Annotated in this window: 23 protein-coding genes; 17 read left to right on the forward strand and 6 right to left on the reverse strand. The window is 67.9% G+C overall.

Annotation, left to right across the window (positions count from 1 at the left end; genetic code table 11):
* The first annotated feature begins 18 nt into the window (after nucleotides 1–18).
* From A9976_RS06370 to A9976_RS06380, 3 genes are all read left to right on the forward strand, one after another.
* Entirely contained in the window at nucleotides 19–1,311 is a 1,293-nt protein-coding gene (locus A9976_RS06370; RefSeq protein WP_183018307.1) for a Zn-dependent hydrolase, read from the forward strand.
* Between the two features lie 254 nt (nucleotides 1,312–1,565).
* Nucleotides 1,566–2,549, forward strand: coding sequence for a tripartite tricarboxylate transporter substrate binding protein (locus A9976_RS06375; protein WP_183018308.1), 984 nt, complete (start codon nucleotides 1,566–1,568; stop codon nucleotides 2,547–2,549).
* 110 nt (nucleotides 2,550–2,659) lie between these two features.
* Entirely contained in the window at nucleotides 2,660–3,214 is a 555-nt protein-coding gene (locus tag A9976_RS06380; protein ID WP_224986183.1) for a bacteriohemerythrin, read from the forward strand.
* 78 nt (nucleotides 3,215–3,292) lie between these two features.
* On the opposite strand, the gene A9976_RS06385 is transcribed toward A9976_RS06380, so the two are convergent.
* From A9976_RS06385 to pobA, 3 genes are all read right to left on the reverse strand, one after another.
* Nucleotides 3,293–3,730, reverse strand: a complete 438-nt coding sequence (locus tag A9976_RS06385) for a universal stress protein (protein ID WP_183018309.1) — start codon at nucleotides 3,728–3,730, stop codon at nucleotides 3,293–3,295.
* A gap of 99 nt (nucleotides 3,731–3,829) precedes the next feature.
* Nucleotides 3,830–4,612, reverse strand: a complete 783-nt coding sequence (locus A9976_RS06390) for a 2OG-Fe dioxygenase family protein (protein WP_183018310.1) — start codon at nucleotides 4,610–4,612, stop codon at nucleotides 3,830–3,832.
* Nucleotides 4,613–4,742: 130 nt separating this feature from the next.
* Nucleotides 4,743–5,918: a 4-hydroxybenzoate 3-monooxygenase gene (pobA, locus tag A9976_RS06395; protein WP_183018311.1), complete on the reverse strand. Its 1,176-nt coding sequence runs from the start codon at nucleotides 5,916–5,918 to the stop codon at nucleotides 4,743–4,745.
* A gap of 170 nt (nucleotides 5,919–6,088) precedes the next feature.
* Here pobA and A9976_RS06400 point away from each other — a divergent pair, with 170 nt between their 5' ends.
* Nucleotides 6,089–6,871 (forward strand): IclR family transcriptional regulator C-terminal domain-containing protein, encoded by a 783-nt coding sequence (locus A9976_RS06400; protein WP_012206162.1) that lies wholly within the window; start codon nucleotides 6,089–6,091, stop codon nucleotides 6,869–6,871.
* A 40-nt stretch (nucleotides 6,872–6,911) separates the two neighbouring features.
* Here A9976_RS06400 and A9976_RS06405 read toward each other — a convergent pair whose 3' ends face one another.
* Nucleotides 6,912–7,811 (reverse strand): LysR family transcriptional regulator, encoded by a 900-nt coding sequence (locus A9976_RS06405; RefSeq protein ID WP_183018312.1) that lies wholly within the window; start codon nucleotides 7,809–7,811, stop codon nucleotides 6,912–6,914.
* Between the two features lie 203 nt (nucleotides 7,812–8,014).
* Between A9976_RS06405 and A9976_RS06410 the strand changes: the two genes are divergently transcribed.
* Nucleotides 8,015–9,022, forward strand: coding sequence for a tripartite tricarboxylate transporter substrate binding protein (locus A9976_RS06410; RefSeq protein WP_183018313.1), 1,008 nt, complete (start codon nucleotides 8,015–8,017; stop codon nucleotides 9,020–9,022).
* 75 nt (nucleotides 9,023–9,097) lie between these two features.
* Here the strand turns inward: A9976_RS06410 and A9976_RS06415 are convergent, their stop codons facing one another.
* Both A9976_RS06415 and A9976_RS06420 read right to left on the reverse strand, forming a co-directional pair.
* Entirely contained in the window at nucleotides 9,098–10,240 is a 1,143-nt protein-coding gene (locus A9976_RS06415; RefSeq protein ID WP_183018314.1) for a DSD1 family PLP-dependent enzyme, read from the reverse strand.
* Nucleotides 10,241–10,251: 11 nt separating this feature from the next.
* Nucleotides 10,252–10,656: a GFA family protein gene (locus tag A9976_RS06420; protein WP_183018315.1), complete on the reverse strand. Its 405-nt coding sequence runs from the start codon at nucleotides 10,654–10,656 to the stop codon at nucleotides 10,252–10,254.
* 110 nt (nucleotides 10,657–10,766) lie between these two features.
* Between A9976_RS06420 and A9976_RS06425 the strand changes: the two genes are divergently transcribed.
* The 12 genes from A9976_RS06425 (at nucleotide 10,767) to arsH (ending at nucleotide 24,522) form a co-directional block, all read left to right on the forward strand.
* On the forward strand, nucleotides 10,767–11,306 hold the full coding sequence (locus tag A9976_RS06425) for a DUF6886 family protein (RefSeq protein WP_183018316.1): 540 nt from the start codon (nucleotides 10,767–10,769) through the stop codon (nucleotides 11,304–11,306).
* A 164-nt stretch (nucleotides 11,307–11,470) separates the two neighbouring features.
* On the forward strand, nucleotides 11,471–15,559 hold the full coding sequence (locus A9976_RS06430; RefSeq protein ID WP_183018317.1) for a TOMM system kinase/cyclase fusion protein: 4,089 nt from the start codon (nucleotides 11,471–11,473) through the stop codon (nucleotides 15,557–15,559).
* Nucleotides 15,560–15,576: 17 nt separating this feature from the next.
* Nucleotides 15,577–16,362 carry a BMA_0021/BMA_0022 family TOMM bacteriocin gene (locus A9976_RS06435; protein WP_183018318.1) on the forward strand — a complete coding sequence of 262 codons (786 nt, stop codon included), beginning with the start codon at nucleotides 15,577–15,579 and terminating at the stop codon, nucleotides 16,360–16,362.
* A complete protein-coding gene (locus tag A9976_RS06440) occupies nucleotides 16,337–17,203 on the forward strand; it encodes a class I SAM-dependent methyltransferase (RefSeq protein WP_310889373.1) in 867 nt (288 codons plus the stop codon). The genes A9976_RS06435 and A9976_RS06440 overlap by 26 nt, the downstream gene beginning before the upstream one ends.
* Nucleotides 17,160–19,400, forward strand: coding sequence for a TOMM precursor leader peptide-binding protein (locus A9976_RS06445; protein WP_183018319.1), 2,241 nt, complete (start codon nucleotides 17,160–17,162; stop codon nucleotides 19,398–19,400). Before A9976_RS06440 ends, A9976_RS06445 begins: the two co-directional genes overlap by 44 nt.
* A 119-nt stretch (nucleotides 19,401–19,519) precedes the next feature.
* On the forward strand, nucleotides 19,520–20,464 hold the full coding sequence (locus tag A9976_RS06450) for an FHA domain-containing protein (RefSeq protein WP_183018320.1): 945 nt from the start codon (nucleotides 19,520–19,522) through the stop codon (nucleotides 20,462–20,464).
* A 199-nt stretch (nucleotides 20,465–20,663) separates the two neighbouring features.
* A complete protein-coding gene (locus A9976_RS06455) occupies nucleotides 20,664–20,999 on the forward strand; it encodes a hypothetical protein (protein ID WP_225970979.1) in 336 nt (111 codons plus the stop codon).
* A gap of 93 nt (nucleotides 21,000–21,092) precedes the next feature.
* Nucleotides 21,093–21,500, forward strand: a complete 408-nt coding sequence (locus A9976_RS06460; RefSeq protein ID WP_183018321.1) for a GFA family protein — start codon at nucleotides 21,093–21,095, stop codon at nucleotides 21,498–21,500.
* A 186-nt stretch (nucleotides 21,501–21,686) separates the two neighbouring features.
* On the forward strand, nucleotides 21,687–22,010 hold the full coding sequence (locus tag A9976_RS06465; RefSeq protein WP_183018322.1) for a helix-turn-helix transcriptional regulator: 324 nt from the start codon (nucleotides 21,687–21,689) through the stop codon (nucleotides 22,008–22,010).
* A gap of 72 nt (nucleotides 22,011–22,082) precedes the next feature.
* On the forward strand, nucleotides 22,083–23,369 hold the full coding sequence (locus A9976_RS06470; protein WP_183018323.1) for an arsenic transporter: 1,287 nt from the start codon (nucleotides 22,083–22,085) through the stop codon (nucleotides 23,367–23,369).
* A gap of 21 nt (nucleotides 23,370–23,390) precedes the next feature.
* On the forward strand, nucleotides 23,391–23,819 hold the full coding sequence (arsC, locus tag A9976_RS06475; RefSeq protein WP_183018324.1) for an arsenate reductase (glutaredoxin): 429 nt from the start codon (nucleotides 23,391–23,393) through the stop codon (nucleotides 23,817–23,819).
* Nucleotides 23,791–24,522: an arsenical resistance protein ArsH gene (arsH, locus tag A9976_RS06480; RefSeq protein WP_183018325.1), complete on the forward strand. Its 732-nt coding sequence runs from the start codon at nucleotides 23,791–23,793 to the stop codon at nucleotides 24,520–24,522. The genes arsC and arsH overlap by 29 nt, the downstream gene beginning before the upstream one ends.
* The last annotated feature ends 189 nt before the right edge of the window (nucleotides 24,523–24,711 follow it).

The following is a 24,711-nucleotide window of genomic DNA, read 5'->3' on the forward strand; positions in this document are numbered from 1 at the left end:
CAGACGCCACCGAGACCGATGACCGCCCTGCCCGCTTCCTCCGCCCCCGACTTTCCCCCCATCAATGCCGAGCGCCTGTGGCGCCGCGTGGAGACCCTGTCCACCTTCACCCTGCCCGACGTGCCGTGGACGCGTCGCGCCTTCTCCCCCGAATTCGACCAGGCCCGCGCCTGGCTGCGCGGGCAGTTCGAGGCAGCGGGCATGCAGGTCCATCTGGATGAGGGCGGCAACCTCGTGGGCCGCCTGCCGGCTGCCGCAGGTGCGGTGCAGCGCGCACCCATCTCCACCGGATCGCACTGCGATACCGTGATGATGGGCGGGCGCTTCGACGGCATCATCGGCGTGCTGGCCGGCATCGAGGTCGCGCACTGCCTGCACGAAAACGGCATCGCACTGCAGCACCCGTTCGAGGTGATCGACTTCCTGTCCGAAGAACCCAGCGACTACGGCATCTCCTGCATAGGCAGCCGCGCGCTGTCGGGCAAGCTGGACTCCGCCATGCTGGCCGCACGCAACCCCGAAGGCGAAACCCTGGCCGAAGGCATGCGCCGCATCGGCGCGCGGCCCGAGGCGCTGGACCGCCCGCTGCGCAGCGCCGGCGGCACGGCCGCCTTTGTGGAACTGCACATAGAGCAGGGCCCGGTGCTGGAGCAGCGCGGCCTGCCGATCGGCGTGGTGACGAACATCGTGGGCATACGCCGCGTGAGCTTCACCGTGCACGGCCAGGCCGACCACGCGGGCACCACGCCCATGGACATCCGCCAGGACGCGCTGGTGGGCGCGGCGCGCATCATCGATGCCGCCAACCGCAAGGCCGCTGCGCTCAGCGGCCAACCCCACTATGTGGTGGCCACCGTGGGCCGGCTCTCGCTCACGCCCAATGCCTCCAATGCCGTGCCCGGGCTGGTCGAAATGATGATGGAAGTGCGCAGCGACCAACCCGGCGTGCTGGAGTGCTTCCCCGAGGAACTGCTGGCCGAAGTCCTGCCCGGCCTGGCCGCCTTGCGCGTGCGCGCCGAGATGGCCGACGTGAGCCGCTCCCAGCCCACGGACTGCGCCGCGCCCGTCATGCAGGGCGTGGAGCAGGCCTGCCGCAACCTGGGCTACGCCCACATGCGCATGCCCAGCGGCGCCGGCCATGACGCCGTCTACATGGCGCCCACCGGACCCATGGGCATGATCTTCATCCCCTGCCTCCACGGCCGCAGCCACGCGCCCGAGGAATGGATAGAACCCGCCCAGCTGCTGGACGGCACGCGGGTGCTGTACGAGACGGTGCGCGTGCTGGACAGGCAGTTGGCACAGGCCTGAGAGCCTGGCCTGCGGCCAGGGACCAAGGCGGCATAAAATAGCCCGCTTCCCTCTGGAGCAGGCACAAGCTGCTCCTTGGTGGAAGCCCCTGTGGCACAGATTGCGGAAATCCGCCCAAATAGCGGGCTTCCCAATGCAAGATGGCGGAACCACCCTCCCCGATCATCGACAACCCACCGCATGGGCGGCCCGGCACTGCCGGTCCGCTGCGAGAGGGTTGCACCGCCCCATCAGACCCTGGAGTTTCTTCTTTCATGTTCCGCCAACTGATCACCTGCACCGCCGTGGCCGCCGCCATGGGCATGAGCTTTTCCGCAGCCGCCCAAGGTGCGGCTGCCGACTATCCGAACAAGCCCGTGCGCATGATCGTGCCCTTCCCGCCCGGCGGCGGCACCGACATCCTCGCGCGCGTGGTGTCCAACAAGCTCACCGAAGTCAGCAAGTGGACCGTGGTGCCCGACAACCGCGCGGGCGCAGGCGGCACCATCGGCATCACCGAGGCCGCCAAGGCAGCGCCCACGGGCTACGACATGGTCATGGGCCAGAAGGACAACGTGGTCCTGGGCCCCTACCTCTACAAGAACCTGCCCTGGAACCCGGTCAAGGACCTGGTGCCCGTGGCCCACGTGGCCTACACGCCCATCGTGATCGCCACCAGCGTGAACTCGCCCTACAAGACCCTGGCCGACATCGTGGCCGCTGCCAAGCAGCACCCGGGCAAGGTGACCTACGGCTCGCCGGGCAATGGCACCAGCATCCACATCTCGGGCGTGCTGCTGGAGAAGGCGGCGGGCATCCAGCTGGTGCACGTGCCCTACAAGGGCTCCAACCCGGCCCTGATGGACGCGCTGGCCGGCAACGTGGACCTGCTGGTGTCCTCCGTGCCCTCGGCCATAGCCCAGATCAAGGCCGGCAAGCTGCGTGCCATCGCCGTGACCTCGGCCAAGCGCTCGTCCTCGCTGCCCGACACGCCCACGCTGGCCGAATCGGGCCTCAAGGGCTTTGATGTGAGCACCTGGTACGGCCTGTTCATGCCCAAGGGCACGCCCACGGCCGTCGTGACCAAGGTCAACGCCGAAGTGAACAAGCTGCTGGCCATGCCCGAAGTGCGCGACGCCATCCAGACCCAGGGCGCCGAGCCCCAGTCCATGAGCGTGGCCGACTTCGACAAGATGTTCCAGGCCGACTTCAGGCAGTCCAAGCAGATCGTCGAGTCCTCGGGCGCCAAGATCGAGTGACATGGCTGCGGTGCCAGGGCTGCATGCCCGGCACCGCCTGCAATGGCCAACGCCGCATTTCATTGATGCAGATCAGCCTGATCTGCATCAAGGAGCCATGTGACAGTCCCGTGAATACTTCTCTGGAAATCACCGAATTCCTGGAGAACGTCATGGCATTGCTGGTCTGGGTCCCCGAGCTGGACACCGGGATTGCAGAAATCGACCGGCAGCACCGCCGCATCGTCGATTACATCAACAAGCTCTACGAGCTGCGCTCCTCGCCCGACCGCGAGGCCCTGGGCGATGTCATCGGGGAGATGATCGACTACACCGTCTCGCACTTCGTGTTCGAGGAAAGCCTGATCGAGAGCGCCGGCTACATGTTCGCCGGCCCGCACAAGAAGGTGCACGAGCTGTTCACGCGCCGCGTGATCGAGATGCAGACCCGCTTCGATGCGGGCGAGGACGTGGCCGCCGAGCTGCACGGCATGCTCTCGCGCTGGCTGTTCAACCACATACGCAACGAAGACACCGGCTACGTGGACTCGGCCAAGGCCTATCTGCGCATGGCGCGCGAGTCCAGTCCTGCCGCGGAGAAGGAAAGGCTCAAGAACGAAGTGCTGCAGGAGCTGGAACTGCAGCGCAAGAAAAAGGGCTGGCTGGCGCGGCTGCTCAATCGCTGAGCGCCCCCTGCCCTTGCAGCGCACCAAGAAAAACGGCTCCCGAGGGAGCCGTTGCAGTTTCACGCAGTGGCCTGGCGACTACTCGCGCACGACCAGCACCGGCACGCGCACGGCGCCCAGCACGCGCTGGGTCACGCTGCCCAGCACCAGCTTTTCCAGGCCACGGCGGCCCTGCGAGCCCATGATGATCAGGTCGGCACCCGTGCTCTCGAGCACGCGCACGATGCCCTCGTGCACGGCATGGCCCTCGCCGACCACGGTGGTGGCATTCACGCCAGCCTCGTCGGTGATCTTCTTGACGGCGTCCAGCGTGGTGTTGGCCTCGGCCGTGGCCGCGCTCAGGTACTGCGACTGGCCGTAGGCGAAGTCGGCGCCCACGCCCGTGAACGGATAGGGATCCACCACGTAGACCGCCGTCAGCGTGCTGCCAAAGGCCTTGGCCAGCTCCACGCCCTTGTGAACCGCCAGCATCGAGCTGTTGGAGCCGTCCACGGGAACCAGGATGTGCTTGAACATGCGTTTTCTCCTTTGTGCTTGGCCGCCGTCAACAATCGGGGGCGGCCGGGTCGATGAACCAGAGTGTGCGCCCATCATGCGCCTGCGTCTTGAGCTGCATCAATCCTTGCGGCGACGCGTCAGCTCCGAGCCCTGGAAACCCTGGCGGCGATAGGTCAGCACCAGGGTATCGCGCACGCCGCCCGGCTGCTCGGGCTGGATGGGCGTGGTCTCGTGGATCATGCGGGCATCGTCCAGCAGCATCACCGACCAGGGCTCGGTCAGCGTGAAGCGCTGGCCGCTGGGGCCCGTGGCCTCGAAGATGCGTGTCTCGCCGCCCTTCACGCCCTCGCGCCCGACCAGGATCACGGCCACCAGGTCCACGCCGTCGCGGTGCGCGCCTTCGGGCGTGGGCCGGCCAATGCCGTCCGTGGTGTCGATGCGGAACTGGTGGGATTCGATGAACCAGCGCTCATGCTGCACGTCATTGCCCTGGGCGCAGAACACCTGGTCGGACAGGCCGGCCAGCGCCAGCAGCAGCCGGCTCCAGGTGGCGCTTTGCGCCGTGGCGTCGCGCATGGGATCGAACATGCGCAGCATGCCGCCATGCAAGGCGTTGTATTCCACCGGCTGCCAGTGCGCGCGATGCTCCACCTGCTGCAGTTGGCCCTGCCCTGCAATAAAGCAGGAATGGCGACGGCGCCGGTAGCGGCCGCCGTCCTTCAGAAAGGCATCGGGCGGCAGCTGGGCCCAGTCGGCATCGAGCGCATGCAGCTCGGTCAATGACACGCCTGCCCAGGCTGCGAATTCATCGGGGCGCAGCACCGCATAGCCTGCGTCGCGCAGCGACTGCGCTGCATTCTGGGGAGCGATATAGGGAGGGGGAAACGTGATGTGCGCCATAACCCGACAAGCTTACTCCTCGCCCGCCCCCATCCGGGCGAGGCGGGCTGCAAATTTGCGCAGTGCTGTGGCGACAGGCGCGCATCAATGCAGTCACTGCCCCCCCGCTGCCACCGCCATTGCCCTGGGCTCACACCAGCGGCAAGCCCACATAGTTCTCCGCCAGCGAGGTCGAGCCTGCCCGGGAGTTGACGATGTAGTCCAGCTCCGCCTCCTGCACCTTGGTGTCGAAGCCGCCCGCATCGGGGAAGCGGTGCATGAGCGAGGTCATCCACCACGAAAAGCGCTCGGCCTTCCAGACGCGGCGCAGGCATTGCTCGGAGTAGCCGTCGATGCCTTCGGGCGCCTTGTCGCGGTAGTACTGCGCGAAGGCGCTGGACAGGTAGCCCACGTCCGAGGCCGCCAGGTTCAGGCCCTTGGCGCCCGTGGGCGGCACGATGTGGGCCGCGTCGCCGGCCAGGAACAGGCGGCCGAAGCGCATGGGCTCGGTCACGAAACTGCGCAGCGGGGCAATGCTCTTTTCCAGCGAGGGGCCGGTCACCAGGCGCTCGCGGGCCTCCGGGTCCAGGCGCAGGCGCAGTTCGCGCCAGAAGGCTTCGTCGCTCCAGTCCTCGACCTTCTCGGTCAGCGGCACCTGCAGGTAGTAGCGGCTGCGCGTGGCGCTGCGCTGGCTGCACAGTGCGAAGCCGCGCTCGGTCTGGGCGTAGATCAGTTCGTGCGAGACGGGTGGCGTATCCGACAGCAGACCCAGCCAGCCGAAGGGGTAGACCTTCTCGAAGGTGCGCACCTTGTCCTGGGGCACGCTGGCGCGGCAGATGCCGTGAAAGCCGTCGCAGCCGGCGATGAAGTCGCATTGCAGCTCATGGACCTGGCCGTCCTTTTCGTAGCGCACGACGGGGCTGTCGCCATCGAAGCCCACGGGCTGCACATTGCTGGCCTCGTAGACCGTGGTCAGGCCCTCGGCGGCGCGCACTTCCATCAGGTCGCGCGTGACCTCGGTCTGGCCGTACACCATGACGCGCTTGCCGCCCGTCAGGCCATGCAGGTCGATGCGGTGGCGCTGTCCGCCGAACAGCAGCTCGATGCCGTCGTGCGGCAGGCCTTCTGCGCGCATGCGGGCGTCGGCACCGGCCTGCTCCAGCAGGTCCACGGTGACCTGTTCGAGCACGCCGGCACGGATGCGGCCCAGCACGTAGTCGGCGCTGCGCTGCTCGATGATGACGTTGTCTATGCCTGCGCGGTACAGCAGCTGGCCGAGAAGCAGGCCGGCAGGGCCTGCACCGATGATGGCGACTTGGGTACGCATTGATTTGTCTCCGTTGCGTTGTTCGATGTCATGGCCGGTTCATGCCATGGCCTGCGCCCAAGATTAGTTTTGAGGCAGCGCAAAGACGAGGGGCTGCCGCATGCGTTGCGCGGTGATCGCGCAATCTGCGCGACAATCGCGCACTACCTGCATGCCCGCCCTCCCCGCCCATGAACCAGCCCTTTCCCATCGACCCGGATGACTTCATCGCCGGACTGGCCAAGGGCCTGGCCGTGCTGGAGAGCTTCGATACCGAGCGCCAGCGCCTGAACGCCACCATGGCGGCCGAGCGCTCGGGCATCACGCGCACGGCCGCGCGCCGCCATCTGCTGACCTTGACGCACCTGGGCTACCTGGAAACGGACGGCAGCCATTTCTGGCTTGCGCCCAAGGTGCTGCGCCTGTCGGGCAGCTACCTGGCGTCGGCGCGGCTGCCGCGCATCGTCCAGCCCGTGCTCTACCGGCTGGCGGCGCAGACCCAGCTGTCGTTCTCCTGCGTGGTGCGCGATGGCCACGAGGTGGTCATCGTCGCGCGCAGCGCCCTGCACGAGCGCGGCCAGCGCCTCATGGCGCACGGCCTGCACCTGGGCAGCCGCCTGCCCGCCCATGCCACCTCCACGGGCCGCGTGCTGCTGGCCGCCCTGCCTGCGGCCGAGCTCAGGCAATGGCTGGCATCGCACGATCTGCGGCGCCTGACCGCCCACACGGTGACGGACAGCGCCGCGCTGGAAGGCGTGCTGGACGAAGTGCGCCGCCAGGACTTCTGCCTGGCCCTGGAAGAGCATGAGCTGGCCGTGCAGGCCCTGGCCGTGCCGCTGCGCAACATGGAGGGCCGCACGGTGGCCGCGCTCAACATCGTGACCTCGCCCCAGCGCATGGCGCCCGCCGACATGGCGGCCGAGCTGCTGCCGCTGCTGCAGGAGGCGGCGCGGGAGCTGCGACCGCTGCTCTGAGGCCTGCTGGCCTGCAACCTGCCGCTTTCGCTGCAACCGCTCAGAGCGGCGCGCACACCTGCCGGCTCAGTTCGCGCAGGGCCAGCGAGGTCTTGCGGATCAACGGCGTGGCCTTTTTCTTGGCCGACTGCGCCAGGCACAGCGTGCTCACCACATGGGGCGATTCGATGGGAATGCCCACCAGCTCGGCGTCGGTCAGGTGGCTGCGCATGGCGCTATCGGTCAGCGCGGCGTAGCCGTAGCCGCCGCGGACCAGGTCCAGGATGGCCGGCACGCTGGACACTTCCCAGACCACGTTGAGCTTGACCTGGGACAGCGTGGCCTGCGCTTCCATCAGCTTGCGGAAGATCTGGCCGTGCTGGGGCATGATCAGCGGGAACTGCGACAACTCGTCAAAGCGCACGCCGCTGCGCCCGCCCAGGGTGCGCGCCGGGCCGATCAGGCACAGGCGCTCTTCCAGCACGGGAGTGACCTCGATGTGCGGATGCGGCTCGGGCGTATAGACCAGGCCCAGGTCCATGCGGCCCGAGGTCAGCCATTCGGCGATGTTCATGGAAAAGCCCTCGACCACAGCCAGGCGGGCCTTGGGCATGTCCTTGCTGAACAGGTCGATCAGCGGCAGCGTCAGGCGCCGCGCCAGGCTGGGCGGCAGGCCCACCACGATGCGGCCCACGGGCTCGTCGCGCTGGCTGCCCAGGTCTTCGCGCGCCAGGGCCACGCGCTGCATGATGGCGTGGCCGTGCTCCAGCAGGCGGCGGCCCGCGTCGGTCAGCGTCACGCCGCGGCCGGTGCGGATCAGCAGGGTTTCGCGCAGCTCGGTCTCCAGCGCCCGCACCTGGCGGCTCAGTGCGGGCTGGGCCGTCTCCAGCAGCACGGCCGCCTTGCTGAAGCTGCCGGTCTCGGCCACGTGCACAAAGGTCTCTATCTGCTGCAAATTCATGTTCTATCGTCTCCTCACTTATGCCATTTTGCTATAGCTGCTAGCGGCAGCCATGGCTAGGTGCTTTGCGGCGAACTGACACAATGCGGCGACTGGATCATCCAGCCGCTCACGCAAGAGAGCGTAAAAACAAGAGCAGCCCGTGCCTTGCCGGCATAGGACCAAGCCACCCAGCAAGCCCAACAGCGACTCGGAGACAAACCATGAAAGACAGCGCCTTCCGCATCAATCGCCGCCAGGCGGGCCTCGCCCTTGGCGCCCTGGCCATGGGCGCCCTGGCGCCCGCGCACGCCCAGTCGGGTGCCGCCGCCAGCTGGCCCACCAAGCAGGTGCGCATCATCAACCCCTTCCCCGTGGGCGGCGGGCCGGACGGCACCTCGCGCCTGGTGGCCGACAAGCTGGCGCGCCTGTGGAACCAGCCCGTCATCGTGGAAAACCGCCCCGGCGGCAACGGCTTCATCGCCATCGAGGCATTCAAGCGCGGCGCCACCGACGGCACGGACATCATCCAGCTGGACAACGTCCACCTGGCGGCCTATCCCCACCTGTTCAAGAAGCTGCCCTACAACATCGACAAGGATTTCGAAGTCGTCCTGCCGCTGTTTCGCACCTTCTTCTTCGTCTGCGTGCCGGTCAACAGCCCCTACAAGACCGTGGCCGACCTGATTGCCGACGCCAAGGCGCGCCCAGGCAAGCTGAACTACGGCTCGTGGTCCGTGGGCAACCCGGTGCACCTGGGCTCGGCCCTGCTGGAGTCGCTGACGGGCACCAAGATGGAACACGTCATCTACAAGGAAACCAGCCAGCTGTACACCAGCGTGGCCACGGGCGAGCTGGCCTTTGCGCTGGGCTCCTCGGGCACGGCCGGCCCGCTGATGCGTTCGGGCAAGCTGCGCTTCCTGGCCGTGCTGGCACCCCACCGCCTCAAGGGCTACGAGGATGTGCCCACCGTGGCCGAATCGGGCGGCCCGGCCGACGCCGTGGTCACCGGCTGGAATGCCTTTGCCGTCTCCAAGTCCACGCCGCCCGCCGTGGTCGAGAAGATCCGCCAGGACACCATGAAAGTCCTGCGCGAGCCCGACATCCAGCCCAAGTTCCAGACCTTCGGCTATGAGAACTACTTCCCCACGCCCGAAGAGTTCAAGGCCTTCATCGTCGAAGAGAACAAGCGCTTTGGCGATGTGATCCGCCGCGCCAAGATCGAGCTGTAAGCCACAGGCCACAGCAGGCCGCAGACGCAAGGAAGCCGCCGCGCCGAAAGGCCGGCGGCTTCTTTCATGCCGTCTTCAGCGCGACAGGCCGCGCGCCGCAATCGGCCACAGCGCGTGCACCAGGCCGTCCTGCAGCACCACCAGCTCGTCGTGCAGGTTGAATGTCGGGTCCACGTGCGAGGGCAGCAGCTGCAGCACGCTGCCCAGGGCGGGCGCCTGGGCGCCCGGCTCCACGCGCACCACGCTGTGCTCGTCGTTGATGGCCACGCAGCGCAGGCCCGGCGTACCGTACATGGCAGGCGGCCCGCATTCGGCCGAGGTGGACTTCAGGCCCGCGTCCAGGATGACGCGGTCCGGCGCGGGCGTGCTCATCACCGTGGACAACAGGAACAGGCTGCTGCGAAAGGCCAGCGCCCCGTCCCACTCGTTGGCGCCGTAGTCACCATCCATGAAGGCATAGGAGCCCGGCTGCAGCTCGGTGTAGACGCCGCTGGCCGCGTCGAACTCCACGCTGCCCGTGCCGCCGCCCGTGATGGTGTCGCAGGCCATGCCGTTGTCGCGCAGCAGTTGCGCGCATGCCGCCGCCTGGCGCGCCGCCTCCCGGCAGACCTGCGCACGCTCTTGGCGGCTGCGCCGGTGCTGCACCGCGCCGTGGTAGGCCTGCAGGCCGGCGAAATTCACGCCCGGCAGGCCGTGCGCCTGCCGCGCCAGGGCCAGCACGGCCTCGGCACCCGTGACGCCGCAGCGGCCCTGGCCCACGTCCACCTCCACCAGCACGTCGATCTCCACGCCCGCCTGCGCCATGGCCTCGGACAACTGCACCAGGTTGGCCGCGTTGTCCACGCACACGGCCATGCGCGCCGTGCGCGCCAGCCGGGCCAGCAGCGCGTGCTTGGCCGGTCCCACGACCTCGTTGCTGATCAGGATGTCGCGCACGCCGGCCACCACAAAGGGCACGGCCTCGCTCACCTTCTGGCAGCAGATGCCGCGCGCACCCAGCGCCAGCTGGCGCAGCGCGATCTGGGGGCACTTGTGCGCCTTGGCATGCGGGCGCAGCGCCACGCCGTGGCGGTCGGCCCAGTCCTGCATGGTGCGCAGGTTGGCGTCGAAGACGGCCAGGTCCAGCGCCAGGCTGGGTGTATCGACCCGGTCGAGTGGATCGCCGGGCCGTGCGGCAGGCTCCATTGCCAGGCCGCTGGAATCATCATGCAGGGGCATGGGGCTGTGCCTCATTCCTGCGGGGGCGCGTACTGGGCGATGACCTCGGCCTCGGTCATGGTCGGCGTCTGGTTGGCGAAGTCGTAGTAGCCGGGCTTCCTGTCGATGTAGATCTGCGTGGCCAGCTCGAAGTCCTGCGACTCGAAGGCGCCGGCCGGCACGAAGTACTCTCCCGTGGCGTGCAGCCGGTAGTACAGGTGCGTGCCGCACTGCTTGCAGAAGGCGCGTTCGGCCCATTCGGAGGAGGCGTAGGTGCCGATGTGCTCACCGCCCTCGAATTTCACATCGGGGCCGCAATGCACGGCCAGCATGGGGCCGCCGCCCCAGCGCCGGCAGTACCCACAGTGGCAGGCCCCGATTTCCCGGGCCTGGGGAGAGACAAAGCTGACAGCGCCGCAAAGACAGTGACCGTTCATGGTGCGTGGACCTTTCCGTGGGTTGCAAGTAGCTGTGATTATTCACAGGTGCCGCGCATCATAGGCGATGGCGCAGCACCTGCAAACCGCAGCGCCCTACACTGCGCGCCATGCAGCTTTTTCACTTCAGCGAAGACGGAGATATCCGGCAATTCCAGCCCCGCCCGGTCCTGAAGGCGGCACCCCGCCGCCCTGGCCAGGAATGGCTCAACGGACCCCTGGTCTGGGCCATTGACCCGTTGCACCAGCGGCTGTACCTGTTCCCCCGCGAGTGCCCGCGCATCGTCATCTGGCCGCACCAGCACAGCACCAGTGAAGACCGGGCGCAATGGCTGAACGCCCTGCCCGATGGAGCGCTGGCCGTGGCCTATGTGGAGACCGCCTGGGCCGCGCGCCTGCAAGCGGCCCGGATACACCGGTACGAGCTGCCGGCCGAGCCGTTCGAAAGCCTGGAGGACGCCGGCATGTACGTGAGCCGGCAGGCCGTGCAGCCCCTGCGCCGGGACCTGCTGGTCGATCTGCCGCAAGCGCTAGCGGAATGCGGCACCGAGCTGCGCATCGTCGATTCGCTGCAGCCGCTGCGCGGGGTCTGGGACAGCTCGCTGCATGCCAGCGGCATACGGCTGCGCAATGCGGCAATCTGGGCCTGAGCGCCGGACGCCACGGCGATGGCAACCGTGGGCAAGCACGCAGGCAAAAACAGTCAATTGCATTCGGACGTACGCTATAGTAACGAACGGTATCAAAGCACGGTCTGCCGTATGACAAATGGACGACTGGATACCCTCCAGGAGGATCCCCAACCGAGGCTGAAATGCACGATGCCATCACCAACCCCACGCAAGCTGCGGTGACCCCGGTGGCGCAAGCCCCGTTGAAGATCCCGGACTACGAACTGCTGGAAACCTTGGGATCAGGTGGCTACGGCACCGTCTACCGTGCACGCCACCGGCGCACGGGCGCGTCGGTCGCCATCAAGGTCGTCAAGCTGCAGGAAGGCGGCCGGCAGGTGGAGCGGTTCCACCGCGAAACCATACTTTGCGCGTCCCTGCACCATCCGCACATCGTCCAGCTGCTGGACAAGGGCGAGCAAGGCGACTGCGTCTATGGCGTCTTCGAGTATGTGCCCGGTGAAACCCTCAAAAGCCTGATCCGCCGCCAGGGCGTGCTGACGGCGGCCGAAGCCGGCCGCCTCATGGCCGAGGTGCTGGATGCGCTGGACTGCGCCCACGCCGCCGGCATCGTGCACCGCGACCTCAAGCCCGACAACGTGATGGTCACCTCCACGGGTGCCGTGCGGCACGCCATGGTGCTGGACTTCGGCATCGGCACCGTCATTCCGCAGTTTGCCGGCCCGCAGGTCTCGCAACTCACCATGGGCGACGAATGCCTGGGCACGCCGGCCTATAGCGCGCCCGAACAGCTGCGCGGCGAGCCGCCCAGCGCCCGCACCGACCTCTATGCCTGGGGACTGATGTTCCTCGAATGCCTGACGGGCACGCCCGCCGTGCAGGGCGCCTCGGTGGCCGAGATCGTGCACCGCCAGCTCAGCCCCCAGGAAGTGCAGCTGCCGCCGGCCATCTCCACCCATCCCATCGCCGCCCTGCTGCGCAAGGCGCTCAAGAAGCGGCCCGCGGAGCGCAGCGACTCGGCTGCGGCCCTGCTCAGGGACCTCATGCGCGTGCGGCTGGACGACCTGGTGGGCGAACTGCCCGCAGCCGCCCAGGTGCAGCAGGCGGACCTGACACGCACCGTGGCCACCACGCGCGTGTTCTCCGAAGTGCGCCAGCTCACGGTGCTGTGCTGCAGCGTCTCCCTGTGGCCGGGCAGCGACACCCACGGCATGGACAGCGCGCCACGCACCGCAGGCCAGCCCTCGCAGGGGCTGAACCTCGAAGACATCGAACTGCTGCAGCGCGAAGAACTCACGCTGTTCTCCGACGTTGCCACCCGGCGCGGGGGCATGTTGGCGGGCACGCTGGGCGACCGCATGCTGGTGCTCTTCGGCTACCCGCACACCAGCGACACCGATGCCCGCCAGGCCAGCATGACGGCGCAGGAGTTGCTCACGCTCAGCCGCAGCCGCGCGGCCGCCATCGAGCAAGTCCACGGACTGCACCTGGGAATCCGCATGGGTCTGCACACCGGCATGGCCGTGGTGGTCGGCGGCGAAGCGCCCTCGGGCCATGCCGTCAACGTGGCCATGCGGCTGGAGGCCATCGCCGATGCGGGCACCCTGCTGGCCAGCGAAAGCAGCCATCGCCTGCTGGCCCGCCATGCGCGCTTCGAGAAAGCCGGCAGCCTGCGCCTGCCCGGCCAGCCCACGGGCATGCAGACCTATCGCCTGGAGGTGGAACAGCCGGCCGGGCCACTGCCAGGGCCTGTGTCCGATGCGGCCTTGCAGTGCATAGGCCGCGAACCCGAGCTGCAGCGCCTGCACGACGCATGGGCGCGGGCCCGCGAAGCCGGGGGCCATGCGCTGTGGATTCGCGGCGAGCCGGGCATCGGCAAATCCTGCCTGGCCGACACGCTGCTCGTCCACGCCAGGACACAGGGCGCGAACACCGTGGTGCTGCAATGCCAGCCCGAGCACCGCAACACTGCCCTGACCCCTTTCCTGGGCCTGATACGGCAGCGGCTGGAGGCGGCCGATCCCCCGCAGGACCACCGCGAGCAGATGCGCGAAGCCCTGCGCGCCGCAGGCTGCGATGCCGAGGCCGCCCTGCCCATTCTGTGCGCCTGGCTCTCGCTGCCCCTGGGCGACTGCGAGCCCAGCCGCATCTCGGCCGTCATGCAAAGGGCACTGCTGCTGCAGTCCACCGCGCAATGGCTGCTGCACATGTCCGAAGCCCAGCCCCTGCTGCTGATCGTCGAAGACGTGCACTGGGCCGACCCGACCAGCATCGAACTGCTGGAGCAACTGGTAGCGCGCCTGCCGCTGCGGCGCGTGCTGCTGGTGCTGACGGGCCGGCCGCAATGGCAGCCGCCCGAAGGCCTGCAGGCCGACTGCGTGGACGTGCGGCGCCTGGAAGACGCGCAGGCCACCGAGCTGGCCCGCCAGACGCTGGCGCCGCGCAGGCTCGGCACTGCCGTGATCCGCCACGTGGTGGACCGCACCGACGGCGTGCCGCTGTTCATCCAGGAAATGGCGCGCATGCTGCTGGACGCCCATCTGGTGGAGCAGGACGGCGTCTGGGACTTTCGCCATGCCGGGCTGCCGGCCGCCATTCCGCTGACCCTGCACGACTCCCTGGTCAGCCGCTTTGACCGCATCGGCCCGCTCAAGCCACTGCTGCAACTGGCAGCCACCATGGGCCGGCACTTCGACTTCGACCTGCTGTGCGCCTGCGTGGACCGCCCGCAAGGCGAAGTCGAGCAGGAACTGGCGCAGCTGGGCCAGGCCGGCCTGGTCATTGCCGATGAACGTGCGGGCGCCGGTGCCTTCATGTTCCGCCACGCGCTGATCCGCGACACGGCCTACGAATGCATGCTGGCGTCGCAGCGCCGGCTGCTGCACCGCGACGTGGCCCTGGCCCTGATGCAGCACCAGCCCCAGCGCGTTGCCGCAGAACCCGCAGGCGTGGCCCAGCACTGGGCAGACGCGGGCGACCATGCCCAGGCCGTGGCGCTTGCGGTGCGGCAGTTGCGCATCACGCAGCTGCGCTCGCTCAACGATGAAACCATCGCCTACGCGCGCCACATCGACGACTGGCTGCACCAGCTCCAGGGAGTCGCCCAGCGCGAGGCGCGCCTGGACGTCAACAGCTACGTGACCCAGGCGCTGATGAACAAGCACGGCTGGGCCCACGGCCAGGTGGTGGAGCGCATTGCGCTGTCGCAGCAGCTGCTGGCCGGCCCCGGCGCCAACGCCGTGGCCGACTACAAGCAGGTGCAGCACCTGTGGATGCTGATCACCTACCACCACGTGGCCAGCAACCGCGAGGAAGTGCGCCAGCTCAGCCACCGCCTGCTGGAGCAGGCCGTGCGCCAGCAGGACACGGGTGTGCTCGTGGCCGCGCAGACCTACCTGGGCCTGGCCCACTACTCCGACGGCCGCTTCGACCTGGCCGAAGAAGCGCTGACCGACGCCATCACCCGCTACGACCCGGTGGCCCATGCCCACCATGCGGCCGAGTTCGGCTTCGACACCCGCGTCTGGGCCACCTGCGGGCGCGCCCTGGTGCGCTGGTTCGCCGGCTTTGACCAGGCCGCGCTGACCGATGCGAACGACGCCGTGCGCCTGGCGCACGAGGTCTCGCACATCCCCTCGCTGAGCATGGCCCTGCTCTACCAGGGCCTGGTCCACCAGGCACGGGGCGACAAGGAAAGCGCCCTGGCCACCACGGGCGAGCTGCTGGACATCACGGCCCGCTACGGCCTGCCCGCGTTCTCGGGCTATGCGGACATCATCCGCTGCTGGGCGCTGGGTGACAGCGCAGGCAGCGCCAGCGCCGAGGGCATTGAACGCGCCAGCGGCACGGCACAGCTGCTCTGGGACATGGGCTGCCGCTACTGCCAGACCTACTACCGCTCCTTCGTCGCCGAAATGCTGGCGGCCAGCGGGCGCTGGACCGAGGCCCTGGACAAGATCGACGAATGCCTGCGCCTGGCCGACCTGCTGGACGAGCGGCTGCACACCAGCGAGCTGCATCTGAAGAAGGCCCGCATCCTGCTTGCCATGGGCGGCGAGCCTGCGGATGTGCAGGACAGCCTGGGCCAGGCGGCCGCCACTGCGCGCACCGCCTGCAAGTACCGCACAGAAACCGAGGCGCTGGCCCTGTCGCAGGCCCTGGCACCCGCCAGGCCGGACGTGGCCGCGCGCCTGAGTGAGCTGGCCGCATTGCGGCCTGAACTGTCCGTGCACCTGTCAGGGCCCCGGCCCGGCCAGGCGCTCTTTTCTTGAACCGAGGATGAAGTCACATGACCACCCAGCTGCAGAATACTGAACCGTTGCTCGCATTCCGCCTTGCCTACCTGCGGGCCATCGCCCGCTCCTGGCAGGATGACGCCTACCGCCGTGATCTGCTGGGGCAGCGCGACATCCAGCCCATGCTGCACCGCGACTTCAGCCTCCCCACGCAATGGCCCCAGGTCGATGTATCGCTGCGCCTGAGCGACGACCCCACCCAGCGCGCCGAATGGAAGCCCGTGCTCACGGCCGGCTGGATCGGTCCTGACGATGAATTCGTCATCGTCCTGCCCCAGGCGCCCCAGACCCACGCCTCCGAGGCGCTGGCCGCCTACTACCAGCTGTTCCCCAACTTCATGGGCATCAGCACCTCGTTCGAGGAACCGAACAACGGCATGCTCAGGGCTGCCCTGCCCACGGGCCTGGGCATCCCCGGCGGCGGCCCGGACTCGCTGCTGGCCTTTGGTGGCGTGGTGCTGCGCGCCATCGCCCTGGCCTGGCAGTCGCCCGAGTTCCACGCAGAGCTGACACGCGACGATGGCAAGGACAAGGCCCCCGTGCTGAGCCAATGGCTGGGCTACAACAACCCGTTCAACTTCCAGGTGCGTTTCGAGACCGAGCAGGCCTTCACCTGGGATGCGGCACGCGGCGAATGGAACCTGCAGCGCGCAGACGGCACGGCCATCAAGAACGGCATCGTGCTGAACTACCCGGTGGCGCCCGCCGAGCAGGACCTGTGGGCCATCGCCCTCACCTCCTACAACAACACCGGTGACGCCTACCCCTTCACCTGCTGATACGGCACCGGCGCAGCTGCAAGGGGCCACGGCCACCTTGCTGCTGACGCTGGCGGCACGTGCCCGGGCGGCAGGTCCGGCAGCTTCCTCGGAACTGCCGGACCTGCCGCCTTTTTCCGACCCCGAGGCGCGCCGCATTGCCACCGCCCTGCCCCAGGCCAGCGAGGCCCATGCGGCCGACCCCGCCTTTGTGCGCAGCGTGGTGCTGCGCTCGCAGCTGTTCGACCGGCTCACCACGGAATTTCTGACCGCCCACCCGTCCGGCCTGTGCATTGCGCTGGGTGCAGGCCTGTGCACGCGGCGCAACCGCCTGGCACCCAAGGCGGGCAGCGCACGCTGGCTGAACGTGGACCTGCCCGACGCCATCGCCCTGCGCGAGCAATACATCGCAGGCCCTGAAACCAACCTCGCCTGCTCCATCCTCGACACCTCCTGGCTGGACACCGCAGCCCTGCCCGGCCACCAGCCCGTTCTGGTGCTGCTGGAAGGTGTCTGCCCCTATCTTCCCCAGGCGCCGCTGGAGGCCATGCTGCAGCAGCTGGCCCAGCGCTTTGCCGCACCCGGCAGCCCGCCGTGCACCGTGGTGCTCGACCATGTGCACCCGGCCCTTGCCCGGCTGCCCATGCAGGTGGGAGGAATGCGCCTGCCCGTCGTCTCGGGCTTTGCGGACGGCGCGCAGATAGAGCGCATCCACCCCGCCATCCGCATCAGCCTGCAAGAGCACCTGTATGCCCGGTTCTCGCAGCAGCACCAGCTGTTCGAGACCGCCTTCCACGCCACCACCGGCCAGCCCCCCTATGCCGTCGTCCGCCTTGAACTCGGAGCACCGTCACTTGCCTGAGCCCGCGGCCCCCGACCTGTTCGCCCACGCCTTTCGCTGGCACGAGAAATTCCTGCCGCCCGTGCAGCAGGGCGACCGCCTTTTGCTGGCCAGCGAACGCGACACCCTGGCCCTGGGCTCCGCCGCCGTGCTGGCACTGAACGCCCCGCTGCAGGCCGGCACCAGCCTCATGCAGCACTGCGCCACAGCACCCGATGCGCCGCTTGCACAGATGCTGCACGCGCTGGGCGCCCTGCTGCGCCAGGGCCTGGTACAGCCGGTGCTGCACAGCGGCTTGAACGGCCACGGTTATCTGCAACCGGATTTCTCGGCCCCGCCCGTGTGCCTGCAGGCATCGGAGCAGATCGACATCGTCATGCTGACTGCAGCGCTGGACAGCACAGCCGCCTGCCACTGGGCTGCGGCCGTTGCCGGAGCCGTGGCCACGCAGGCACCCGTCCCCGCCCCGCTCACCATCGTTTTCTGCGACGACTATCTGGACCCGCGCCTGGGCGCCATTGACGCCAACCAGCGTGCCGCAGGCCGGCCCTGGCTGCTGGTGCGGCCTGCGGGCGAGCAGGCCATGGCGGGACCGCTTTTCAAACCCCAGGCAGCGGCCTGCTGGCATTGCCTCGCACACCGCTGGCAACGCAACCATCCCGCACGCGGCGGCAAGCACGGCCAGCCTCAGGACAGCGACCGCTGCCCGCCCGTGCGCGCCGGTGCCGACCTCATCGCCACGCGGCTGCAGGCCCTGCTGCCCACGGTGCAGGGCCTGCTGGCGCAAGCCGATGCGGCGCAAGCCGATGCGGCGCAAGCCGTGTGGACGCTGGAGCCTGAGCAGCCCCACCCGGTGGCCGCCCGCCCGCAGTGCCCTCATTGCGGCACGCCAGGGCTGATGGCCCTGCGCCAGCGCGAACGCATTGCGCCAGCGCCGGGCACACATGCCGCGCGCGCCGACGGGGGCTGGCGCAGCGTGCCGGCCGAGACCACGGTGCAGCGCCTGTCGCAGCACGTCAGCCCGCTGACCGGCGTGATTGCCAGGGTCACGCCCCTGACGGCCGAGACAGACGAGGCGCTCACCGTCTACCGCAGCGAAATCTTCAGAACACCGGCCCCGGGCAGCGCCCGCCTGGCCGGCTCCGGAACACAGCTGTGCCTGGGCAAGGGCCTCTCGGCCATGCAGGCCCGCGCCAGCGCCATGTGCGAAGCGGTGGAGCGCTACGCCGCCTTCCACCAGGGCGATGAAGCCGTGGTCATCGCCCACGCCGCCGAGCTGGACGCGCCCTGCATCGCGCCCACGGAACTGGCCCGCTTCAGCGACCGGCAAACCGCCGGCTTTGCCACCGACAAGCCGCCGCATGCCGTGCCCGCCAGCGCCGGCCAGGGCGAACCCCTGTGGTGGGCACCCGCCTGGTCCCTGACCGCCGATGCGCGCCGCTACCTGCCGCTGGCCTTTTGCCTGGCCCATGCGCCCGCGCAAAGCCTGCACCATGTCGGCTGGACCTCCAACGGCTGCGCGGCCGGCAACACGCGGGAAGAGGCCATCCTGCAAGGCTTCATGGAACTGGTGGAACGCGATGCCGCCGCCATCTGGTGGTACGGCCAGATCCGCAGGCCCGCCATCGCGCTGCAAGGCATCGACCACGCCACACGCCAGCGCCTGGACCGCAGTTGCGGCCCGCAATGGTCGTACTGGCTGCTGGACATCACGCATGACTTCGGCATACCGGTCGTCGTCTCCGTGGGCCGCCATACAGATACAGGCCAATGGGCCGTGGGCTTTGGCTGCAGCCTGGACCGCGCCCTGGCCTGCGAACGCGCCCTCACCGAAATCAGCCAGCTGATCGCGGCCGGCAAAAGCTTTGCCGTGCCCGAGCCACTGCAGGCCTTCCTGCACCCGGCGGACAGCGCCGATGCGCCGCCGCAACAGCCTGCGCACCTGTCCGGGCGCAAGCCGGACATCGCGCCGCCAGACATTGCCCAGGCCATTGCGCGCTGCGTGGACATCGCACGCGGCCTGGGCCTGGAAACCATCGTCTACGACCACTCGCGCCCCGACATCCCCCTGTACACCGTCAAAGTCGTGATTCCCGGCCTGTGCCATATCTGGCCGGAACTGGGCAATCCACGGCTGCGCGACGTACCCGTGGCCCTGGGCTGGCGCAGCCGGCCGCTGCAGGAATCGGAAATGAATCCGCAGGCGCTGTACGTTTGACAAACTGAAACGCGCAGCGGGCATGTACTCTCTCGGCTTGGCAACAGGCTGCCGGCTCCGGGCCAATGCGCCCCCAGCCCACCCCCTGTTCACACAAGCCCCAAGGAGAATTCGAGGCGATGGCCCTCTTTCGTAACCAACTCGACGGTCGCATCGTCGTGCTGCGGCCCCTGCATACCTTCGGCCGCCACCCCTCGGTCTGCCAGACCGTCATGAAGGCGCCCGACGTCTCCCAGGTCCACGCACTGTTCCGCTGGAACCGGCAGACCTGGGAAATCGTGGACCAGAGCCGCAACGGCACCATGCTCAACGGCGTGCGCCTGGTCGCCGGCCGCTGGACCGTTTTGGCGGTGGGCGCCAAGCTCAGCATGGGCGAAGGCGCAGAAGCGGCCTGGACCGTGGAAGACCTGGGACCTCCCATCACCTGCCTGAGCCCCGGCCCGGGCCTGCCCCAGGACGGCCCCCTGGCCCTGAACCCGCGCGGCACCCTGCTGCCCGACGCGCAGGAGCCCGAAGCCAACGTCTTCTTCCAGGACGGCCGCTGGCTGCAGGAGTCCGGCGACGGCACCGAGCCCCTGGTGGACGGCGCCATGGTCCACACCTCGGCAGGCAGCTGGGAATTCGTGCAATGCGACGACCTGGAATCCACGCGGGAAAGCAGCTTCGACCCGCGTGCGCCCAAGCCGCCGGAGGTGTCCTTTCGCTTCACCGTCAGCCAGAACGAAGAGCACGCCAGCCTCACCGTCCTGTGCGACGGCAAGCCCATTGCGCTGGGCGAACGCATACACCACTACACCCTGGTCACCCTGGCGCGCGTGCGCCAGCAGGACGCAGAAAAAGGCCTGGCCCCCGCAAGCCAGGGCTGGATAGAACTGGATGCACTCTCGCGCATGCTGGGCGTGGAGCCCTCGTACGTGAACATCCAGATCTTCCGCGCCAAGCACCAGATCCTCAGCGCCCTGCCCGAATGCGCCGCCTCGCCCGCCCTGGTGGAGAGGCGGCGCGGCAGCCTGCGCTTCGGGGACTTTCCGTTCCAGATCGAAGGCGGGGCGCGCAGCGCCTGAACGGCGAACCGGAGCGGAGAACGGCAGGCACACGGCGCATCGCTCGCAGCATGTAATCAGCTGTAATTTTCTTGTTGTGCACACGTGAATAAAGTGGGAACCGGTTCCTGCCGCCTGCGGCGCGAACCCTCTCACCCTCCTCCCGGACCGGGTTGCCCGAGTCCACTGGCGCACCTGGAAGACGCAAATGAGCATGGACATGCGACGTGTACTGTTGATCCCCGCCAGCGCGCGGCCTGTTGACCCCGGCCTGGCCAGCCTTTCCATGGACGCACAGGTCTGGGAAAACGGCTATCCCCTGGTCGTAGGCAAGGCCCGGCACGGCCTGCTGCAGGACTTCTGGCGCCACTACTACGGCGAATCCGCCGCCATGTTCGTGGCCGCCGACCAGCTGCTGGAGCTGCACAACGACATCATGGCCGCCATCCCCGCCTGCGTGGGCGAGATGCCCGTGCTGCGCTTTCTCAACGACCTCGGAAGAATGTGCCTGCAGGCGCATGGGGATGGCAGCGGGCTGCAGGTCATCGGCGACTGACGAAACGGATGACTCCTGGGGTTGCCGCGCATCCCTGTCGCGGCATTGGGGCGCATGCACAATGGCATGCGCCTTTTTTGTGCCCGACCGACCATGAGCAACGCCCCGGATAGCCCCCCTCTTGCCCTGGCAGGCAGCTGCCTGTGCGGCGCCATCGCCTATGAACTGCGGTCCAGCCCCAAGGCCGTGTCGCACTGCCACTGCCGCATCTGCCAGAAGGCCCACGGCGCCGCATTCGCCACCTACGGCAGCGTGCCGGTCAAAGACCTTGTCTTCACCCGGGGCCAGGAGCAATTGCGCTGCTTTGCCTCATCGCCCGGCATCACGCGCTGCTTTTGCCGGCGATGCGGCTCATCGCTGTCATGGCACAGCGAGCATTACGCAGAGGGCGCCTGGATCTCTGTTGCACTGGCCACGCTGGATTCGGAATTTGTGGTGGGTGGGCAGCGGCATGTGAATCGGGGCGTGGGGATGGGGTGGGTGGATTTTGGGATGGAATGATCGGGGGCTGGTTCGGCCAGGAGCAGTCCTCGCAGACATCCCGGCAGATGATGCCTCAGGCTGGTCGACGACGCTCAGTGGAGTCATCCAGACGACGGCTCCAAGCTCGAAGCAGACATTGGACAAACCGACTTCGCCAATGCTGCGATATTTCCATTATTATCGAAATATCGCATAATGCCTCGCATGGATGAACCCGCAGTCGTTGACTCTCTCGCCGCACTCGCACACCCGCTGCGCCTGCGAATCTTTCGCGCCCTCGTGGTGGTCGGCCCCGAGGGCCTGACGCCCGGCGTCATGGCCGAAGCTCTGGAAACCCCGGGTACGACACTCTCGTTTCACCTCAAGGAACTGACCCGTTCCGGGCTGGTGACGCAAGAGAGGTCGAGCCGCCACCTCGTCTACCGCGCGGCGTTCGAGCACATGAATGGTCTGCTCGGCTACCTCACGGAGAACTGCTGCCAGGGGGTGGCGTGCGCCGTGTCGCAAGACAAGGCCAGTTGCTGCTGACCAGGGCATCTTCCTTCATCCCATCGTTTCTTACGCCTGCGTGCTGCTCAGCGCGCCAACCTACCTGCGCCCATGCTCCTCGCGGTCCTCATCTTCGTTGTCACCCTGATCTTCGTCATCTGGCAGCCTCGCGGCCTGGGCATAGGCTGGAGCGCCAGTGCAGGCGCCTTGCTCGCCCTTGGCCTGGGCGTCGTGCACCTCTCGGACATCCCTATGGTTTGGGGCATCGTATGGAATGCGACGGCCACGTTCGTCGCCGTCATCATCATCAGCCTGCTCCTGGACGAGGCGGGATTCTTCGAGTGGGCAGCATTGCACGTTGCACGCTGGGGCAACGGCAGCGCAAGGCGCCTGTTTGCTTTCATCGTGCTGTTGGGGGCCGCTGTGTCGGCCGTGTTCGCCAACGATGGCGCGGCGCTCATCCTGACGCCCATCGTCATGGCCATGCTGGCGGCGCTGGGCCTCTCGCCGGCCACCACTCTGGCTTTCGTGGTGGCCGCAGGATTCATTGCGGATACGGCCAGCCTGCCGCTGGTCGTGTCCAACTTGGTCAACATCGTTTCTGCCGACTTCTTCGGCATCGGGTTCAACCGGTATGCCTCGGTGATGGTGCCGGTGAACCTGGCTTCGGTAGCTGCCAGCCTGCTCGTTCTGTACCTGTACTTCCGCAAGGACCTGCCCGCCACCTATGACCTAGCTTCGCTGAGGCCTGCAGCCGCTGCCGTCAAGGACCAGACCACCTTCCGGGCTGGCTGGGTGGTGCTGGCCCTGCTGCTGCTCGGCTTCTTCGTGCTGGAGCCACTGGGCGTCCCGGTCAGCGTCGTGGCCGGCGTCTGCGCGGCAGCGCTGTTGGCGGTCGCGGCACGGGGGCATGTCATCAGCACGCGCAAGGTCGTGATGGGGGCACCATGGCAAATCGTGCTTTTCTCCCTGGGCATGTACCTGGTGGTCTACGGGCTTCGCAACGCCGGGCTGACCAGTGCGCTGGCGGGCCTGCTGGACCGGCTGGCAGCGGGTGGCGTCTGGAGCGCGGCCATGGGAACAGGCTTTCTTGCCGCCGGGCTGTCCTCCGTGATGAACAACATGCCGACCGTGCTGGTCGGCGCGCTGTCCATTGACCAGTCCTCCGCCACAGGCCTGGTGAAGGAGGCCATGGTGTACGCCAACGTCATAGGCTGTGACCTGGGGCCAAAAATAACGCCCATCGGCAGCCTCGCGACCCTGCTGTGGCTGCACGTGCTTGCCCGCAAGGGAACCACCATCGGCTGGGGACCGTATTTCCGCGTCGGCGTCGTCCTGACCGTTCCCGTGCTGGCGGTCACGCTGGCCGCGCTCGCTATTCGCCTGACCTTGGCGTAGCACCCATCCTCAAGGAGTCCCATGGGCCACATCACCATCTTCCACAACCCTGCGTGCGGCACGTCGCGCAACACGCTGGCGATGATTCGAAATTCCGGCGAAGAGCCCACGGTCATCGAGTACCTGAAGACCCCACCAGACCGACAGACGCTCCAGGCGCTCATCGCCGCCATGGGGGTGCCGACGCGCCACGTCATGCGCCGAAAGGGAACGCCCTATGACGAACTGGGCCTGGACGACCCGAAGTGGACCGATGAGCAACTGGTGGACTTCATGCTCCAGCACCCCATCCTCATCAACCGCCCCATCGTCGTCACCCCGCTGGGCACGCGGCTGTGCCGCCCCTCCGAGCTGGTCCTGGACATCCTGCCGAAGCCTCAACAGGCGGCCTTTGCCAAGGAAGACGGCGAACAGGTCATCGATGCGGAGGGTCGCCGTGTCGCACAGTGAACTCCCCAGCCTGGATACGGCATCGTTTCAATCGCTGGACCGAGCTCGGCTGTTTCCTGCTCAGCGGGCCTCGCACCCGCCGCGCATCCTGCTCCTGTATGGCTCACTCCGGGACCGGTCCTACAGCCGCTTGCTCGCCGAAGAGTCCGTCCGTCTGCTGCAGGCCATGGGCGCGGAGACGCGGATATTCGACCCGCGCGACCTGCCTCTGCCGGACGGTGCCCCTGACGACCATCCCAAGGTGAAGGAACTGCGAGAGCTGGTGCTGTGGTGCGAAGGCATGGTGTGGAGCTCTCCCGAGCGCCACGGCGCCATGTCGAGCATCCTGAAGGCACAGCTTGACTGGATTCCCCTGTCGATGGGGGCGGTGCGGCCCACGCAGGGCAAGACGCTGGCGGTCATGCAAGTGTGCGGAGGCTCGCAGTCGTTCAACGCCGTGAACCAGATGCGCGTGCTGGGCCGATGGATGCGCATGCTGACCATCCCGAACCAGTCTTCCGTAGCCAAGGCGTTCCTGGAGTTTGACGAAACCGGGCGGATGAAGCCTTCCTCGTACTACGAGCGCGTGGTGGACGTGATTGAAGAACTGGTGAAGTTCACCTGGCTGACTCGCGACGCGACCCCTTACCTGGTGGACCGATACAGCGAGCGCAAGGAGAGTGCCGAGGCGCTCTCGGCGCGGGTGAATCTTCGGAGTATCTGAGCGAGGTCAAGGTCCGCCACTGACCGCATTGCTGCCGTCGGAGCTTCGTCCGCAATCAGCAGCAACTGCTGCCAAGCCGATATCGGCAGGCCCAGGATGAGGGTCTGCAACGGTTCGACAGCGGACAACACCCAGCCTGCAGGCCTCTCCCCGAAGCGGCCTCCTCCAGCCGCGCGATCATCCGCGCCG

Origin of the sequence: Delftia sp. UME58, from assembly GCF_014170385.1 — a bacterium.
In the GTDB taxonomy this organism is placed as follows: domain Bacteria; phylum Pseudomonadota; class Gammaproteobacteria; order Burkholderiales; family Burkholderiaceae_C; genus Comamonas; species Comamonas acidovorans.